Source organism: Pseudoalteromonas sp. EB27, from assembly GCF_001974875.1.
Lineage (GTDB): Bacteria > Pseudomonadota > Gammaproteobacteria > Enterobacterales > Alteromonadaceae > Pseudoalteromonas.
Map to the genome: position 1 here is coordinate 123,239 of NZ_MTQD01000006.1, position 16,429 is coordinate 139,667.

Genomic DNA, 16,429 nt, shown 5'->3' on the forward strand with positions numbered 1-16,429 from the left:
TTATCTCATCGAAGGATACAATACAGGTTGTTACTGTATTTAGAGAGTGTTATGGATCAAAGTACTACACAAATTTATAAACGACTTGTCTCGTATGTTGGCACCTACAAAAGCGTCGCATTTGTCGCAATTATTGGGATGATAGGCTATTCAGCAATGGATGCTTTATTTATTCAATTAATGAAGCCGTTTATTGATCAAGGTTTGAACCAGCGTAATACAGAAGTTTTAAAGTACGCTCCTTTTGTCGTTATCGCGTTAGTTCTAGGGCGTGGTGTTTTTAACTTTATGTCTTCTTACTGCTTAAGTTATGTAGGCTCCCAAGTTGTACGCTCATTACGCCAAGAGTTATTTGAGCACATATTGCACTTACCGGTCTCTTTTCATGACAAAAACTCAACGGGCGATTTAATTTCAAAAATCACATTTGATACAGAACAAGTTCAACAAGCAATTACCAAAGCCTTATTAATCGTCGTACGCGAAGGGGCATTTGTTGTATTTTTACTTGCAGTTATGTTTTATACCAGCTGGAAATTATCACTGATATTTTTAGTGATCATCCCACTTGTTGCTATTATTGTCGCTGTCGTTTCTAAACGTTTTCGCCACATTTCTAAAAATATTCAATCGGCCATGGGGCAAGTTACCCGTAGCTCGGAACAAATGCTGAGCGGACATAAAGTTATTCATGGGTTTGGTGGTCAAGATCAAGAGATTAATCACTTCTCAAAGATTAATAATCATAATCGTCAGCAACGTATCAAAATGGATGCAACCAAAGCGCTTAGTGTGTCTATAATTCAAATTTTAGCGGCAAGTGCCATGGCAGTTATTTTGTGGGCAGTGTCGTTACCGTCAATGATTGATACGATTACATCTGGTGACTTCATGGCATTAATTGCTTCAATGATGATGTTACTGCGTCCACTAAAACAACTTGCCAATGTGAACAGTGATATGCAACGTGGTATCTCTGCAGCTCAAAGTATATTTTTAGTTTTAGACGAAGAAATGGAAAAAGATACAGGCACTGTTTCGGTTGATAAAGTTAAAGGTTTAATCGAAGTTAAGAACGTAACCTTTAAGTACCCAACGAAAGATGAAGCCGTATTAAACGATTTATCTTTAACAATTAAGGCGGGTGAAAGTATTGCTTTAGTTGGGCGCTCAGGCTCAGGTAAGTCAACAATTTCTAACTTGTTACCACGCTATTATGATTTAGAGCTACCGAGTGAAATATTACTTGATGGCATCGCACTGCAAGACTATAAATTAACTGATCTGCGTCGCCAATTTGCTTTAGTGTCTCAGCAAGTCGTGTTATTTAACGATACGATTGCCAATAATATTTGTTATGGCATAAAGCACGATGTGTCTGTTGAAGAGTTAGAACAAGTTGCCAAACAAGCGCACGTGTGGGAATTTGTTAAAGACCTGCCAGAGCAATTAAACACCATGGTAGGCGAAAATGGGGTAATGCTCTCAGGTGGTCAACGCCAGCGAATAGCGATAGCGCGTGCAATATTAAAAGATGCACCTATTTTGATTTTAGATGAGGCAACGTCAGCACTTGATACTGAATCTGAAAAGCTTATTCAGCAAGCGTTAGAAACGCTAATGAAAGATAAAACCTCTATTGTTATAGCACATCGCTTATCTACTATTGAAAACAGTGACCGAATTTATGTTATTGATAACGGTCGTGTGATAGAAAATGGCGATCATAGTAGCTTATTAGCGAATGACGGTACTTATTCAGCACTTTGCAAAATGCAGTTTGGTGATCAGGCGTGAGCAAAATAGAACAAAGCTGGTATAAACCATTTGGTCTAATTACTTTATTGTTATTACCATTAAGTGCTTTGTTTTGGGTTGTATCGTCATTTCGAAAACTCTTGTACAGCGCAAAAATACTTAAACCTTTTGAGTGCAAAACGCCTGTAATTGTAGTTGGCAATATAAGTGTTGGCGGTAATGGTAAAACACCTTTTGTTTTGTGGTTGTGTGAGTATTTGAGCGAGCAAGGTTTATCAGTGGGTATTATTAGTAGAGGTTATGGTGGGCAATCAGATAACTACCCGCTGTTAGTCACTTCAGTTGTTGACGCCCAACAGGCTGGAGATGAGCCTGTGCTTTTATACCATCGTTTAAAGTGCCCAATAGCAGTTGGCCCTAATAGACAACACAATATCGATTTATTAGAAAAAAATTATACGCTAGATGTCATTATTTCTGATGATGGGATGCAGCATTATAAAATGCCTCGTAGCATTGAGTGTTGTATTGTTGATAGTGAACGCCGTTTTGGTAATGGCTTTGTTATGCCAGCAGGGCCACTTCGTGAAACAACTAAACGCTTACAAAGTGTTGATATAGTAATTGAAAATGGCGGTGAGGCTCATAATAGCTACATGCTGCAAGTAAGTAATCTTCGTTTAGTTAATTCGAGTGATGATGCAAAAGATACCGTAACTCACGCACATGCAATAAGTGCAATTGGAAATCCTAAACGGTTTGAAAACTCATTAGAAGCACAAGGTATTAAGTTATTATCGACTCATCACTTTAGAGATCATTATGCTTATACCGCAGATGATTTTGCCCAGTTTGGCGATGATTGCATTATAATGACCGAAAAAGACGCGGTTAAATGTAAGTCTTTTGCAAAATCTAATTGGTATTATTTACCTGTAGATGCAGAGCCTTCCGATAGCGTAATAAACACATTAAATTTATTATTAAAAGAAAAAGGAATACTCAATGGCCTTTGATTCAAAACTACTCGAGATTATTGCGTGCCCAGTTTGTAAGGGTAAATTACGCTTTGATAGAGAAAACAACGAACTAATTAGTACGGCAGCTAAGCTTGCTTACCCCGTTCAAGACGATATTCCGGTATTGCTTGAAAACGAAGCACGTGAGTTATCTTTAGAAGAGGTTGAAAAGTGGAATTCGTAGTTGTAATTCCAGCTCGCTTTGCATCAACCCGACTACCGGGTAAACCGCTTGCTGATATTTGCGGTAAGCCAATGGTTCAACATGTGTACGAAAAAGCATGTTTATCAGGTGCAAGTAAAGTGGTTATAGCTACCGATCATCAAAAAGTGTTTGATGCAGTAAGTTTATTTACTAGTGATGTTGTAATGACTCGCGAAGATCACCAATCGGGTACTGAGCGTTTAGCCGAAGTGGTTGATTTACTTGATCTCGACAGCAATACAATTGTGGTGAATGTACAAGGCGATGAGCCATTACTTGCGCCAGAAAATGTATCCCAAGTTGCTGCACTATTAAGTGATTCAACAGCACCAATGGCAACGTTAAGTGTTGCTATTGAAGAGCGTAATGAAGTATTTAATCCTAATGCAGTTAAAGTGGTTAGCGATATAAATAAAAATGCGCTGTATTTTTCTCGTGCAAGTATTCCGTTTGATAGAAGCACAATGATGAATGACAGCAGTGCTCTTAATTTAGCGCCATTTCAGCGCCATGTAGGTATTTATGCGTACAGAGCGGGTTTTATTAAACAATATATAGAATTGAGCGTATCGCCACTTGAGTTACTTGAATCGCTTGAACAATTGCGTGTGTTGTATCATGGTTATAAAATCAAAATAGAGCAAGCTCAAATAGCACCCCATGCTGGAGTTGATACGGCAGATGACTTAGCGAAGGTGATAGCGCATATTAAAAGTATAAGCGCGTGAGTGAACAAGTAAGTAAAATATTAAAAATTATTTTTACACATAACGATTTTTATATTTTAGAAAAACCTGCGGGTCTTAATTTTCATTCAGAAGATGGCCCCGGCTTTGTTGTGTTAGCCGAACAACAATTATCGCAAAAGCTTTATGCCGTTCATCGTTTAGATAAAGTGACATCAGGGCTTATTATTTTAGCTAGAAACAAAGCCGCTGCAGCTAATTTTACTGCGCTTTTTACTGAGCATGCGATTAATAAATTCTATTTAGCGATTAGTGATGCTAAACCAAAAAAGAAGCAAGGTTGGATTAAAGGCGATATGGCTAAATCTCGCCGTGGCTCGTTTAAGTTACTAACGAGTAAGCTTAACCCTGCAATCACCCGATTTTATTCGCTAAGCTATAAGCCTGGGTTTAGAGGGTATATTTTAAAACCATACTCAGGGAAGACCCATCAATTAAGAGTAGCACTAAAAAGTGTTGGCTCACCTATTTTAGGTGATGCAATGTATTCAGGTACGTCTTCAAATCGTACATATTTACATGCATATGCCTTGAGTTTTGTATGGCATGGTGAACAAATACAGTTTACTTTACTACCTGACTGCGGTGATGAGTATTTAGCGTTAATTAAACATCAAGATTTTCAAGCATGGCAGTCGCCATGGCAACTGGATTGGTAAATGAGCGAAAAAGTTACAGATATACGTTTTGGCGGAATTAAGCGTTTATATGGTCATCAACAATTTGATTGGCTTCAAGAAGCACACTTTTGTGTAGTAGGTATTGGTGGTGTAGGAAGCTGGGCGGCTGAAGCACTTGCACGTACTGGTGTTGGTAAAATAACATTGATTGATTTGGATGATATTTGCGCCACTAACATAAATAGGCAGATTCATGCATTAACGGGTACTATTGGTCAAGCTAAAGTAGAGGCAATGAAAGCGCGCTGTGAGCTTATTAATCCAGAGTGCCAAATTAATGTGATAGATGATTTTATTACACTTGAAAATATCCAAGAGCATATTCAAGATTTTGATTATGTGATTGATTGTATTGATGCAGTTAAAGAAAAGGCAGCATTAATAGCACATTGCAAACGTAATAAACTCCCTATAATTACAACCGGTGGTGCTGGCGGGCAAACAGATCCTAGTCAAATAACCTTTGGTGATGTAGCTAAAACCACACAAGACCCATTACTTGCAAAAGTACGTTATATCTTGCGTAAGCAGTATAATTTTAGTAATAATCCTAAACGTAAGTTTAATATTGATTGTGTCTACTCAACAGAACAACTGGTTTACCCAGGAAGCGATGGCAGTGTATGTCATGCAAAGCAAAGTGCTGATGGCTCGATGAATATGGATTGTAATAATGGTTTTGGATCTGTGACTATGATCACAGGAAGCTTCGGCTTTTTTGTTGCGGCAAAAGCGGTGCGTAAATATCTAGATAAAAAACAACGCTCACAAGCTTAGTTTTCGTTAACTAAGCTTTTGTTGTGCCATGGTTTGTATTTTATCAACCATGGCTTTAATACCATTACCACGTGATGCGCTTAAGTGGCTTATAAGACCTAGCTTTTCAAATTCTTCATACGCATTTTTATTCACTACTTGCTCTGGTGTGAGGCCATTGTAAAGCGCTAAAATAATGGCTAATAATCCTTTTACTATACGTGTATCTGAGTCACCAATTACAACAAGTGTATTTTCTGTTAAATCAAATTCAACAAACATCCATACTTTGCTTTCACAGCCAGGTACAAGTGCATCATCGGTTTTCAAAATATCAGCTAAAACAGGTAAAGTTTTTCCTAAAAGCATTATCTCACGATATTTTTGCTGCCAAGCGGGTGCATTTTTTATAGATTCAGTGACTTTGTTAAACGTATTTGTCATGAGTTATCCTAATTAATTCTATTAAAGTGACGTTTAGTCCAGTAAAGCGATACACTTTTTGAGTGAATCAATGAATATATCTACATCTTCATAGGTATTATAAAAACAAAAGCTCGCTCTTAGCGTTCCATTAAGCCCTAAATGTGTCATTAATGGCTGTGTACAATGGTGTCCACTCCTCACTGCAACCCCGTACCCGTCAAGTAAAGTTGCCAAATCATAAGGATGTTCATCATTTAAATTGAAACAGAGTGTACCAATATTGTCATATAGGTTGCTATATATTGTAATACCATCGATCTTTACCAATTCTTGAGCTGCATAGCTAAACAATTTTTGCTCATACTGCTGAATTTTTGCGTGATCTAACTCATTTAAATAGTCTAATGCGGCACCAAAACCTAAAACTCCAGAGATATTTGGTGTTCCAGTTTCAAATTTTGCAGGCGCAGGACGATAAGTACTGTGAGTTAAGTACACTTTATCGATCATTTCCCCACCTGATTGGTAAATATCAAGGGTATTTAATTGCTTATATCGACCATAAAGCACACCTAATCCTGTTGGGCCGAGCATTTTATGGCTGGAGCAGACATAAAAGTCACAGTCTAATTCACGTAAATCTGGTTTTAAATGCAGTGCACCTTGTGCTCCATCGACTAATACAAGAGAATTGACGTCTTTTGCAGCTCTAATTAGTGGTTTTAAATCGGTAATATTACCCAGTGTGTTAGATGCTTGTGTAATAGCTAATAGGGCAGGCTTAGTTTTTTTTATATATTCACAGCATTCTTTGGTGTTCAGCGTGCCATTTTTATTAAGTGGAAGTTCTATTAATTTAGCACCCGTTTGTTGACTTACTATTTGCCAAGGCACTATGTTTGCATGATGCTCAAGCGGAGATATCATTATGGTATGACTTTCATTGAAGCGTTTTTTTAATCCGTTAGCGACCAAATTAATGGCTTCTGTAGCGCCTTTAGTCCATACAATCTCTTTACTAAACACATTAAAATACTGTGCAGTTTTATCCCGTACTTGTTCGTATGAATAAGTGGCTTGCTCGCTAAGTGTATGGCGTCCACGGTGTACATTAGCGTTTTGAAACGTATAGAATTCAGTAATTGTATCTATAACTGATTGAGGCTTTTGTGAAGTTGCTGCTGAGTCTAAATAAACAAGCGGGCAGCCGTTTATTGTTTGATTTAATGTTGGGAAGTCGTTTCTAATTTTATTTATATCAAACTTTAAATCAAGCATGGCTCATCTACATAGTGTTTTAAGGCAGGAATTGTAATCGGTTTATGATAATTCTCAAGTGTTGTTAATAAAAAAGGCCGCAAAATGCGGCCTTTTTAAACTAACCAGCGTAATTAACGCTTGTCAGTTGATACGTAGTCACGTTGAGTGTAACCAGTATAAAGTTGACGAGGACGGCTGATCTTATGACCTGGCTGAGATAGCATCTCATCCCAGTGAGTGATCCAACCAACAGTACGTGCCATTGCAAAGATTACAGTGAACATGCTTGTTGGAATACCAATCGCTTTTAAGATAATACCAGAGTAGAAATCTACATTAGGGTATAGTTTTTTCTCTACAAAGTACGGGTCTTCAAGCGCTATTTGCTCAAGCTTCATAGCAATATCAAGAAGTGGATCTTGGATATTCAGCTCAGCTAAAACTTCGTGACACGTTTGACGCATTACTGTAGCGCGTGGGTCAAAGTTTTTGTAAACACGGTGTCCAAAGCCCATAAGGCGGAACGGGTCAGCTTTATCTTTAGCTTTAGCTACGTATTCATCAATACGGTCAACAGAGCCAATCTCTTCTAACATGTTTAAACATGCTTCATTAGCGCCGCCGTGAGCAGGTCCCCATAAAGATGCAATACCAGCTGCAATACATGCATACGGGTTAGCACCAGATGAACCCGCAAGACGAACTGTTGAAGTTGATGCATTTTGTTCATGATCTGCATGAAGCATAAAGATTTTATCCATTGCTTTTGCAGTTACAGGATTAACTTTATATTCTTCAGCAGGTACAGAGAACATCATGTGTAAGAAGTTTTCTGCGTAGCTTAAATCGTTACGTGGGTATACAAACGGTTGGCCGATATTTGTTTTGTAAGCCATTGCCGCGATTGTTGGTAACTTAGCGACAAGCTTAACTGCGCTTGTTTTACGTTGTTCAGCATCAGTAATATCAAGGTCTTCATGATAGAAAGATGATAATGCACCCACTACACCACAAAGCATTGCCATTGGGTGAGCGTCGAAGCGGAAACCTTGGAAAAAGTTAGCAATCTTCTCATCAAGCATAGTGCTTGTAGTGATTTCATTCTTAAAAACTTCATATTGTTCTTTAGAAGGTAACTCACCATTTAAAAGTAAGTAACAAAGTTCAATGTAATTTGAGTCTTCAGCTAATTGCTCAATTGGGTAACCACGGTGAAGTAGTACACCTTTACCACCATCAATATAGGTGATTGCAGATTCACAAGAACCAGTCGACATGAAACCTGGGTCATAAGTAAAGTGACCGTGTGAACCTAACGTACGTACGTCGATTACATCTTGGCCAGCAGTGCCTTGATAAATTGGAAGTTCGATTGGATCTAGTCCATCAATTTGGACTGTGGCTTTTTTATCTGCCATCGTTATGTATCTCCTATTAAGGTATCTATTCTGATTTTTAGATTTTAAAGTTCTGAAATCTGTTTTAAGCACATCTTTTCATTTTAACGTGAAAGAGGGGGTTAAAGTCAATTTTTATAAACATTATGCATATATGTATAATAAATATTCGGTATTAATTAAATATAATACTATTGGCTAATTCGCAAACATCTCTAAATAAACAAGAATTGTAAAAAGCCCTGTGGGTATATATACTAACGGTGGTTTTAAACCGTATTGTATTTGGGTAAACATATTCTTAACAGCTTAAAATTTACAGGTTTGTGAACTTTAATTGTTTTGGTACGTTTATTTTGATAGTTCCATCAGTAATATTTGGTGGGTTTTTAGAAAAACAAGTAGATGAGCTCCACTGTGAGCAAGATGGGCAAGTAACTGTGAAAAAGCAAAGACCTGTAAATCTAGATCTAACAACTATATCTATGCCGGCAACGGCTAAAGCTTCAATTTTTCACCGCGTCACCGGTGTTGCATTATTTTTTGCTTTAACGTTTGTCATTTGGGCTTGGTCTGAGTCTCTCTCTTCAGCTGAAAGTTTTGAATTCGTCAAGGGTCTGTTTAACGGATTCATTGCCAAATTTATAGCTTGGGGCACTGTTTCTGTATTAGGTTATCACCTTATTGGTGGTATCCGTCATATGATTATGGATATGGGACATTGGGAAGAACTTGAATCAGGTAACCTCAGCGCTAAAGTTTCAATGGCTCTTGGTGTTGTGTTTGCCGTATTGGCAGGGGTGTGGATATGGTTTTAAATCAAGCAACTCTAAAACGTGATGGTGTACAAGATTTCGTATCTTTACGTACCACGGCATTAATAATCAGCGCTTACGCGATTTTTATTATCGGCTATTTTTTAGCGACGCCAGAAGTCACTTTCGAAGCCTGGACAGGCCTCTTCTCTAACCTAGCAATGAAAGGGTTTACGTTAATTACCCTTGTTTGCATTATGGTTCATACCCGCATTGGCCTTTGGCAAGTTCTTACAGACTATGTTAAGTGCGCAAAGCTTCGTGCAGTTTTAGGTTTTGTATTAAACCTAATGGCCGTTGCTTACGTAGCTATTGGTCTAATCGTATTATGGGGTGTTTAAGTGAAATATTCTGTTCGTGAATTTGACGCCGTAGTAATTGGTGCAGGTGGTGCAGGTATGCGCGCTGCTTTAGCAATTACAGAATCTGGCAAAACGTGTGCATTAATATCTAAAGTATTTCCAACGCGCTCACACACTGTATCTGCTCAAGGCGGTATTACGGTTGCGCTTGGTAATTCACACGAAGATAATTGGGAATGGCATATGTACGATACCGTTAAAGGTTCCGATTTCATCGGTGACCAAGACGCTATTGAATACATGTGTCAAACTGGCCCAGAAGCTATTACTGAATTAGAAAACATGGGTTTACCATTTTCTCGTTTTGAAAATGGCCGTGTTTACCAACGTCCTTTCGGTGGTCAATCGAAAAACTTTGGTGGTGAACAAGCCGCACGTACTGCAGCAGCTGCTGACCGTACGGGCCATGCTTTATTACACCTTCTTTATCAACAAAACGTTAAAAACAAAACAAATGTATTCTCTGAATGGTATGCACTTGATTTAGTTAAAAACGATAATGGTGATGTAGTAGGGTGTACTGCAATTGAGATTGAGACAGGTGAAGTTACCTTCTTCAAATCTAAAGCTGTTGTATTAGCTACTGGTGGTGCAGGTCGTATATTCGCATCAACCACTAATGCTCATATTAACACTGGTGACGGTGTTGGTATGGCAACACGTGCTGGTATTTCTATGCAAGACATGGAAATGTGGCAGTTCCACCCAACGGGTATCGCAGGTGCTGGTACGCTAGTAACTGAAGGTTGTCGTGGTGAAGGCGGTTATCTTTTAAATAAAGATGGCGAGCGCTTCATGGAACGTTACGCTCCAAACGCAAAAGACTTAGCGTCTCGCGACGTTGTTGCACGTTCAATGATGACTGAAATCCGTGAAGGTCGTGGCTGTGATGGTCCTTGGGGTCCACATCTTAAGTTAAAACTTGACCACTTAGGTGAAGAAACACTTAACTTACGTCTTCCTGGCGTATGTGACCTTGCTAAAACATTTGCTCACGTTGACCCTGCAAAAGAGCCAATTCCAGTAATTCCAACTTGTCATTATATGATGGGTGGTGTTCCTACTAATGTAAATGGACAAGCGCTACAAATCGATGCTCAAGGCAACGAAACAGTAGTTCAAGGTTTATTTGCAGTAGGTGAGATTGCCTGTGTATCTGTACATGGTGCAAACCGCTTAGGTGGTAACTCATTACTAGATTTAGTTGTGTTTGGTCGTGCTGCGGGTAACTTCTTAGGTAAGTACCTAAATGACGTTGAAATATCTAAAGCTGCTTCAGAATCAGATTTAGAAGCGTCTCTTGCACGTTACAATCGTTGGGAAAACTCAACGGCTGGCCAAGGTGAAGATCCAGTTCAAATCAAAAAAGACCTACAACAATGTATGCAGCTTAACTTCTCGGTATTCCGTGAAGGTGACTCAATGGCTGCAGGTCTTCAAGAACTTAAAGAAATTCGCGAACGTCTGCAACATGCTCGTCTTGATGATAAATCATCAGACTTCAACACGCAGCGTATCGAATGTCTTGAACTAGACAACTTAATGGAAACAGCTTACTCAACTGCAGTAGCTGCAAACTTCCGTACAGAAAGCCGTGGTGCACATTCTCGCTTTGACTTCCCAGATCGTGATGACGAAAACTGGTTATGTCACTCAGTATTCAATCCTGTAACGGATGAAATGAGTAAGCGTGACGTGAACTATGCGCCTAAAACGCGTGAAGCTTTCCCACCTAAAGCACGTGTTTACTAGGAGATAGACGATGGCACAAGTACAATTTTCAGTTTATCGTTATAATCCAGATGTTGACAACGCTCCTCGTATGCAAGAATACACCTTGCAAACAGAGGAAGGTCACGACATGATGGTGTTGGATGCACTTATTCTTCTAAAAGAACAAGATCCTACATTATCTTTCCGTCGTTCATGCCGTGAAGGTGTGTGTGGATCTGATGGTGTTAACATGAATGGTAAAAATGGTTTAGCATGTATTACTCCTTTATCTACGCTACAAAAAAATGGCAAAGGTAAAATAGTAGTACGTCCACTACCAGGTTTACCTGTGGTTCGTGACCTTGTTATTGACATGAGTCAGTTCTACACTCAGTACGAAAAAGTTAAACCTTATTTAATTAATGATCAGCCTGCAGCAGGCGAACGTCTTCAAACTATTGAAGAACGTGATAAATTAGATGGGTTATATGAGTGTATTTTGTGTGCATGTTGTTCAACATCGTGTCCTTCGTTCTGGTGGAATCCAGACAAGTTCATTGGTCCAGCAGGCCTTCTTCATGCTTACCGTTTCTTGGCTGATAGCCGAGATACAGCAACTGAAGAGCGTTTAGCGGATTTAGACGATGCGTTCAGTGTGTTCCGTTGTCACAGTATCATGAACTGTGTTAGCGTTTGTCCTAAGGGTCTTAATCCGACCAAAGCAATTGGACAAATCAAATCTATGTTACTAAACCGAGCGGTTTGATAGCTTAGTAAAGGTAAGATGGCTAATATTAAAATTATATTAGCCATCTTGTTATAATAACTATTAATTTCTGCGCTAAAAAAAAGGGCTTATAAATGCACGAAGGTGTGATGAAGGCATGGCTAGAATCTTCACATTTAAACGGCGGCAACGTTGCTTATGTAGAAGAGCTTTATGAAGCGTATTTAGACGATGCGACTTCTGTGCCAGACGAATGGCGAGAAGTGTTTGAACAATTACCTAAAGTTGATGGTGTGGATGTTGAAGTAAAACATTCAGAGGTTCGAGCACAGTTTGCACAGCTTGCTAAAAACAAGCATAGAGAAGTAGTGGTAGCAGAGGGTAGTGGCGGTGACCTTAAACAGGTTAAAGTTCTACAACTTATTAATGCTTTCCGTTTTCGAGGACACCAAAATGCAAACCTAGATCCATTAGGCATTTGGCAGCGAGAACGTGTACGAGATTTAGAGCTAGAGTACCACGACTTATCTTCAAGTGATTTTGACCGCGAGTTTAACGTAGGATCGTTTGCCGTTGGGCGCGATACTATGCCTTTAGGTGAATTATACCAAGCTCTGAAAACTACTTATTGTGGTTCGGTTGGCGCTGAGTATATGCACATCACATCAACAGAGGAAAAACGTTGGTTACAACAACGTCTAGAATCTGTCCAGTCTAGACCTAAATTCTCAAAAGATGAAAAGCTTCGTATCCTGAAAGGGCTTACAGCAGCTGACGGTCTTGAAAAATATTTAGGCTCAAAGTTTCCAGGTGCTAAACGTTTTTCACTTGAAGGTGGTGATGCGTTAGTTCCAATGCTTAAAGAGCTTATTCACCGTGCTGGTGAAAGCGGCCAACAAGAAGCTGTTATTGGTATGGCTCACCGCGGTCGTTTAAATGTTCTTGTGAACGTACTTGGTAAAAACCCATCAGAGTTATTTGATGAATTTGCTGGTATTCACAAAGAAACATTAAGCTCTGGTGATGTTAAGTATCATATGGGTTACTCGTCTGATTTTGCTACCAAAGGTGGCAATGTACATATGGCGCTTGCTTTTAACCCATCACATCTTGAAATTGTTAATCCAGTAGTTATGGGCTCTGTGCGTGCTCGTCTTGATCGCTTAGGTGACAGCTCTGGTATTAAAGCATTACCAATTACGATCCATGGTGACTCTGCGATTGCTGGTCAAGGTGTTGTTCAAGAAACGTTTAATATGTCACAAACTAACGCGTTTAGTTGTGGTGGTAGTATTCGTATTGTTGTTAACAACCAAGTAGGTTTCACAACCTCGAAGCAAGATGACGTTCGTTCAACGCCATACTGTACTGACATTGCTAAAATGGTCCAGTCTCCTATCTTCCATGTTAACTCAGATGATCCTGAAGCAGTTGCATTTGTTACTCAAATTGCACTTGATTTTAGAAATCAGTTTAAGCGTGATGTAGTAATCGATTTAGTTTGTTATCGTCGCCACGGTCACAATGAAGCTGATGAGCCTAATGCAACTCAGCCTGTTATGTACCAAAAAATCAAAAAACATCCAGTGCCGCGTTTAATCTATGCAGATCAACTTATTGCTGAAGGTTCTTTCTCTGAACAAGAAATTAAAGCGCTCGCTGATGAATATCGTGATGCATTAGATGAAGGTAACTGTGTTGTTTCTGAAATACAGCCAGAGACTTCACATTCTTCTGATTGGGCAAAGTATGTTGGTCATGAATGGGACGTTGAGTATGATGCTAGCGTACCTTTAGAAGAGCTTAAGGCTCTTGGTGAGAAGATAGCTTCTTACCCAGAGCAGTACAAAGCACAGTCACGCGTTAAAAAGATCTATGACGACCGTAAACTAATGGCTTCTGGAGAGAAACCACTTGATTGGGGTATGGCTGAAACGCTTGCTTATGCAACAATTGCAACTGAAGGTACTGATATTCGTTTAACGGGTCAGGATTCAGGACGTGGTACTTTTTTCCACCGTCATGCGGTAGTTCATAGCCAATCAGACGGTGCTACTTATACGCCACTTCAACACTTGAGTGAAGACCAAGGTACTTTTCAAATATTTGACTCTGTTCTTTCTGAAGAAGCTGTTGTTGCCTTTGAATATGGTTATGCAACTGCGGAGCCAACTTCACTACTACTTTGGGAAGCTCAATTTGGTGATTTTGCCAATGGCGCTCAAGTAGTATTTGACCAATTTTTAAGTTCTGGTGAGCAAAAATGGGGCCGTTTATGTGGTCTTACAATATTGTTACCTCATGGTTACGAAGGTCAAGGTCCAGAGCATAGTTCAGCACGCCTAGAGCGTTTCTTACAACTATGTGCTGATCACAATATGCAAGTATGTGTTCCTTCAACGCCAGCGCAAGTTTACGCTATGCTTCGTCGTCAATCAGTTCGACCACTTCGTCGTCCATTGATTGTTATGACGCCTAAGTCACTACTTCGTCATCCGCTTGCTACTTCATCACTTGAAGAGCTTTCACACGGTGTTTTCCATAATATGATTGACGAAATCGATGATATTAAGCCAGAGAAAGTAGAGCGAGTTGTATTTTGTAGCGGTAAAGTTTACTACGAGCTATTACAAGAACGTCGTAAGCTTGAGCAAGATAATATTGCAATTGTACGTGTTGAACAGTTATACCCGTTCCCACACGATGAAATGCAAACAATTATAGAGCGTTACCAACACGTAACTGATTTTGTTTGGTGTCAAGAAGAGCCACAAAACCAAGGCGCATGGTACTGTTCACAACATCACTTTATTGATGCAATCCCACAAGGTGCTAAATTAAAATATGCAGGTCGTAAAGCCTCTGCATCGCCAGCGTGTGGTTACATGTCAGTACATACTAAAGAACAACAAGCGCTCGTAGCCGACGCGCTTACTATAGAAAATAAAGGATAAGCAATGAGCACAGAAATTAAAGTTCCTGTTCTTCCTGAGTCGGTTGCAGATGCTACCGTTGCTACATGGCATGTAAGTGTTGGCGACAAAGTAACTCGCGATCAAAACTTAGTAGACATTGAAACAGATAAAGTGGTTTTAGAAGTGGTTGCACAGCACGACGGTGTAATTACAGAAATATCACAAGAAGAAGGTGCAACCGTACTTGGCGATCAAGTTATGGGTTTACTTGGTGATGCTGATGCAGCGCCAGCAAGTGAAGGTTCAACTAAAGAAGAATCAGCACCAGCTAAATCAGAAGACGCGCCAGCGGCGCAATCAGCACCAGCATCAGAAGGTAAAGAAGTGGACATTAAAGTACCTGTACTTCCAGAATCAGTTGCAGACGCAACAATTGCTACATGGCATGTACAACCAGGTGACGCGGTAACACGCGACCAAAACTTGGTAGATATTGAAACAGATAAAGTTGTTCTTGAAGTAGTAGCTCAAGAAGATGGCATCATGGGTGATATCATTCACGGCGAAGGCGATACTGTATTAGGCGAGCAAGTAATTGGTTCGGTTAAAGCAGGCGGTGCACCAGCGGCTCCAGCTGCAAAAGCAGACTCTGCGCCAGCAGCAGATTCAAGCGAAAGTTCAGATGTGTTAACACCATCAGTTCGTCGTTTAATCGCTGAGAAAGGCCTAGACGCTTCTAAGATTAATGGCACGGGTAAAAATGGTCGTGTAACTAAAGAAGACGTTGATACTTTCTTAAAAGCACCAGCGCCAGCGGCTAAAAAAGCAGAAGCTTCTGCTCCAGCAGCACCGATGGGCGATCGTACTCAAAAACGTGTTCCTATGACCCGTTTACGTAAAACGATAGCAACACGTCTTCTTGAAGCTAAAAACTCAACTGCAATGTTAACAACATTCAACGAAGTGAACATGGAACCAATCATGAGCCTTCGTAAGCAGTACCAAGAAGTGTTTGAAAAGCGTCATGGTATTCGTTTAGGTTTCATGTCTTTCTACGTGAAAGCGGTAACTGAAGCACTTAAGCGTTTCCCAGATGTTAACGCATCAATCGATGGTGACGATATTGTTTATCATAACTATTTTGATATCAGCATTGCAGTATCTACTCCACGAGGTCTAGTTACTCCAGTACTTAAAGATTGTGACAAACTATCTGTTGCTGAAATCGAAAAAGGTATTCGTGAACTAGCACTTAAAGGTCGTGATGGTAAGCTTACGCTTGCTGATATGACTGGTGGTAACTTCACTATAACTAACGGTGGAGTATTTGGTTCATTACTATCTACACCTATCATTAACTTGCCACAATCTTCGATTTTGGGTATGCATAAAATCCAAGACCGTCCTATGGCTGTAAATGGTAAAGTTGAAATACTTCCTATGATGTATTTAGCACTTTCTTATGACCACCGCATCATTGATGGTAAAGAATCTGTTGGTTTCTTAGTGACTATTAAAGAGTTACTTGAAGATCCAACTCGCTTATTGCTAGATGTTTAATCTAGTTGTATGAAATGTAAGCTGTGAATGAACATTCACAGCTTTTTTTTTGCGCCTTTGGTCTTACTGGGGTTTTCATGTTAAGCCTTG

General features: G+C 39.6%; 15 protein-coding genes. 12 read left to right on the plus strand and 3 right to left on the minus strand.

What is annotated here, in order from left to right; translation table 11 throughout:
• Positions 1 to 51 precede the first annotated feature (51 nt).
• From msbA to tcdA, 6 genes are read left to right on the plus strand one after another with little or no spacing between them, the layout of a single operon-like run.
• The gene (gene msbA / locus BW142_RS08560) at positions 52 to 1,797 is read left to right on the plus strand and encodes a lipid A export permease/ATP-binding protein MsbA (protein WP_076924586.1); all 1,746 of its coding nucleotides are present in this window, start codon (positions 52 to 54) and stop codon (positions 1,795 to 1,797) included.
• Positions 1,794 to 2,774: a tetraacyldisaccharide 4'-kinase gene (lpxK, locus tag BW142_RS08565; RefSeq protein WP_076924587.1), complete on the plus strand. Its 981-nt coding sequence runs from the start codon at positions 1,794 to 1,796 to the stop codon at positions 2,772 to 2,774. The genes msbA and lpxK overlap by 4 nt, the downstream gene beginning before the upstream one ends.
• Entirely contained in the window at positions 2,764 to 2,961 is a 198-nt protein-coding gene (locus BW142_RS08570; RefSeq protein ID WP_024599582.1) for a Trm112 family protein, read from the plus strand. The genes lpxK and BW142_RS08570 overlap by 11 nt, the downstream gene beginning before the upstream one ends.
• A complete protein-coding gene (gene kdsB / locus BW142_RS08575) occupies positions 2,949 to 3,710 on the plus strand; it encodes a 3-deoxy-manno-octulosonate cytidylyltransferase (RefSeq protein WP_076924588.1) in 762 nt (253 codons plus the stop codon). The genes BW142_RS08570 and kdsB overlap by 13 nt, the downstream gene beginning before the upstream one ends.
• Positions 3,707 to 4,387, plus strand: a complete 681-nt coding sequence (locus BW142_RS08580; RefSeq protein WP_024599580.1) for a TIGR01621 family pseudouridine synthase — start codon at positions 3,707 to 3,709, stop codon at positions 4,385 to 4,387. Before kdsB ends, BW142_RS08580 begins: the two co-directional genes overlap by 4 nt.
• On the plus strand, positions 4,388 to 5,185 hold the full coding sequence (tcdA, locus tag BW142_RS08585) for a tRNA cyclic N6-threonylcarbamoyladenosine(37) synthase TcdA (protein WP_076924589.1): 798 nt from the start codon (positions 4,388 to 4,390) through the stop codon (positions 5,183 to 5,185).
• 6 nt (positions 5,186 to 5,191) lie between these two features.
• On the opposite strand, the gene BW142_RS08590 is transcribed toward tcdA, so the two are convergent.
• The 3 genes from BW142_RS08590 to BW142_RS08600 all read right to left on the minus strand — a co-directional run bounded on the left by BW142_RS08590 (position 5,192) and on the right by BW142_RS08600 (position 8,268).
• Entirely contained in the window at positions 5,192 to 5,608 is a 417-nt protein-coding gene (locus BW142_RS08590) for a SufE family protein (protein ID WP_076924590.1), read from the minus strand.
• 33 nt (positions 5,609 to 5,641) lie between these two features.
• Entirely contained in the window at positions 5,642 to 6,868 is a 1,227-nt protein-coding gene (locus tag BW142_RS08595; protein WP_076924591.1) for a SufS family cysteine desulfurase, read from the minus strand.
• A gap of 113 nt (positions 6,869 to 6,981) precedes the next feature.
• The gene (locus tag BW142_RS08600; protein WP_007586875.1) at positions 6,982 to 8,268 is read right to left on the minus strand and encodes a citrate synthase; all 1,287 of its coding nucleotides are present in this window, start codon (positions 8,266 to 8,268) and stop codon (positions 6,982 to 6,984) included.
• Positions 8,269 to 8,687: 419 nt separating this feature from the next.
• Between BW142_RS08600 and sdhC the strand changes: the two genes are divergently transcribed.
• The 6 genes from sdhC (at position 8,688) to odhB (ending at position 16,339) form a co-directional block, all read left to right on the plus strand.
• On the plus strand, positions 8,688 to 9,065 hold the full coding sequence (gene sdhC / locus BW142_RS08605; RefSeq protein ID WP_076914908.1) for a succinate dehydrogenase, cytochrome b556 subunit: 378 nt from the start codon (positions 8,688 to 8,690) through the stop codon (positions 9,063 to 9,065).
• Positions 9,056 to 9,403: a succinate dehydrogenase, hydrophobic membrane anchor protein gene (gene sdhD / locus BW142_RS08610; RefSeq protein WP_007586873.1), complete on the plus strand. Its 348-nt coding sequence runs from the start codon at positions 9,056 to 9,058 to the stop codon at positions 9,401 to 9,403. The genes sdhC and sdhD overlap by 10 nt, the downstream gene beginning before the upstream one ends.
• Positions 9,404 to 11,176 (plus strand): succinate dehydrogenase flavoprotein subunit, encoded by a 1,773-nt coding sequence (gene sdhA / locus BW142_RS08615; protein WP_024594659.1) that lies wholly within the window; start codon positions 9,404 to 9,406, stop codon positions 11,174 to 11,176. It abuts the gene before it with no gap.
• Between the two features lie 10 nt (positions 11,177 to 11,186).
• Complete coding sequence (locus BW142_RS08620; RefSeq protein WP_007375751.1) at positions 11,187 to 11,903, plus strand: succinate dehydrogenase iron-sulfur subunit; 717 nt, start codon at positions 11,187 to 11,189, stop codon at positions 11,901 to 11,903.
• A gap of 95 nt (positions 11,904 to 11,998) precedes the next feature.
• Complete coding sequence (sucA, locus tag BW142_RS08625) at positions 11,999 to 14,818, plus strand: 2-oxoglutarate dehydrogenase E1 component (protein ID WP_024599576.1); 2,820 nt, start codon at positions 11,999 to 12,001, stop codon at positions 14,816 to 14,818.
• A 3-nt stretch (positions 14,819 to 14,821) separates the two neighbouring features.
• A complete protein-coding gene (gene odhB / locus BW142_RS08630) occupies positions 14,822 to 16,339 on the plus strand; it encodes a 2-oxoglutarate dehydrogenase complex dihydrolipoyllysine-residue succinyltransferase (protein WP_024599575.1) in 1,518 nt (505 codons plus the stop codon).
• The last annotated feature ends 90 nt before the right edge of the window (positions 16,340 to 16,429 follow it).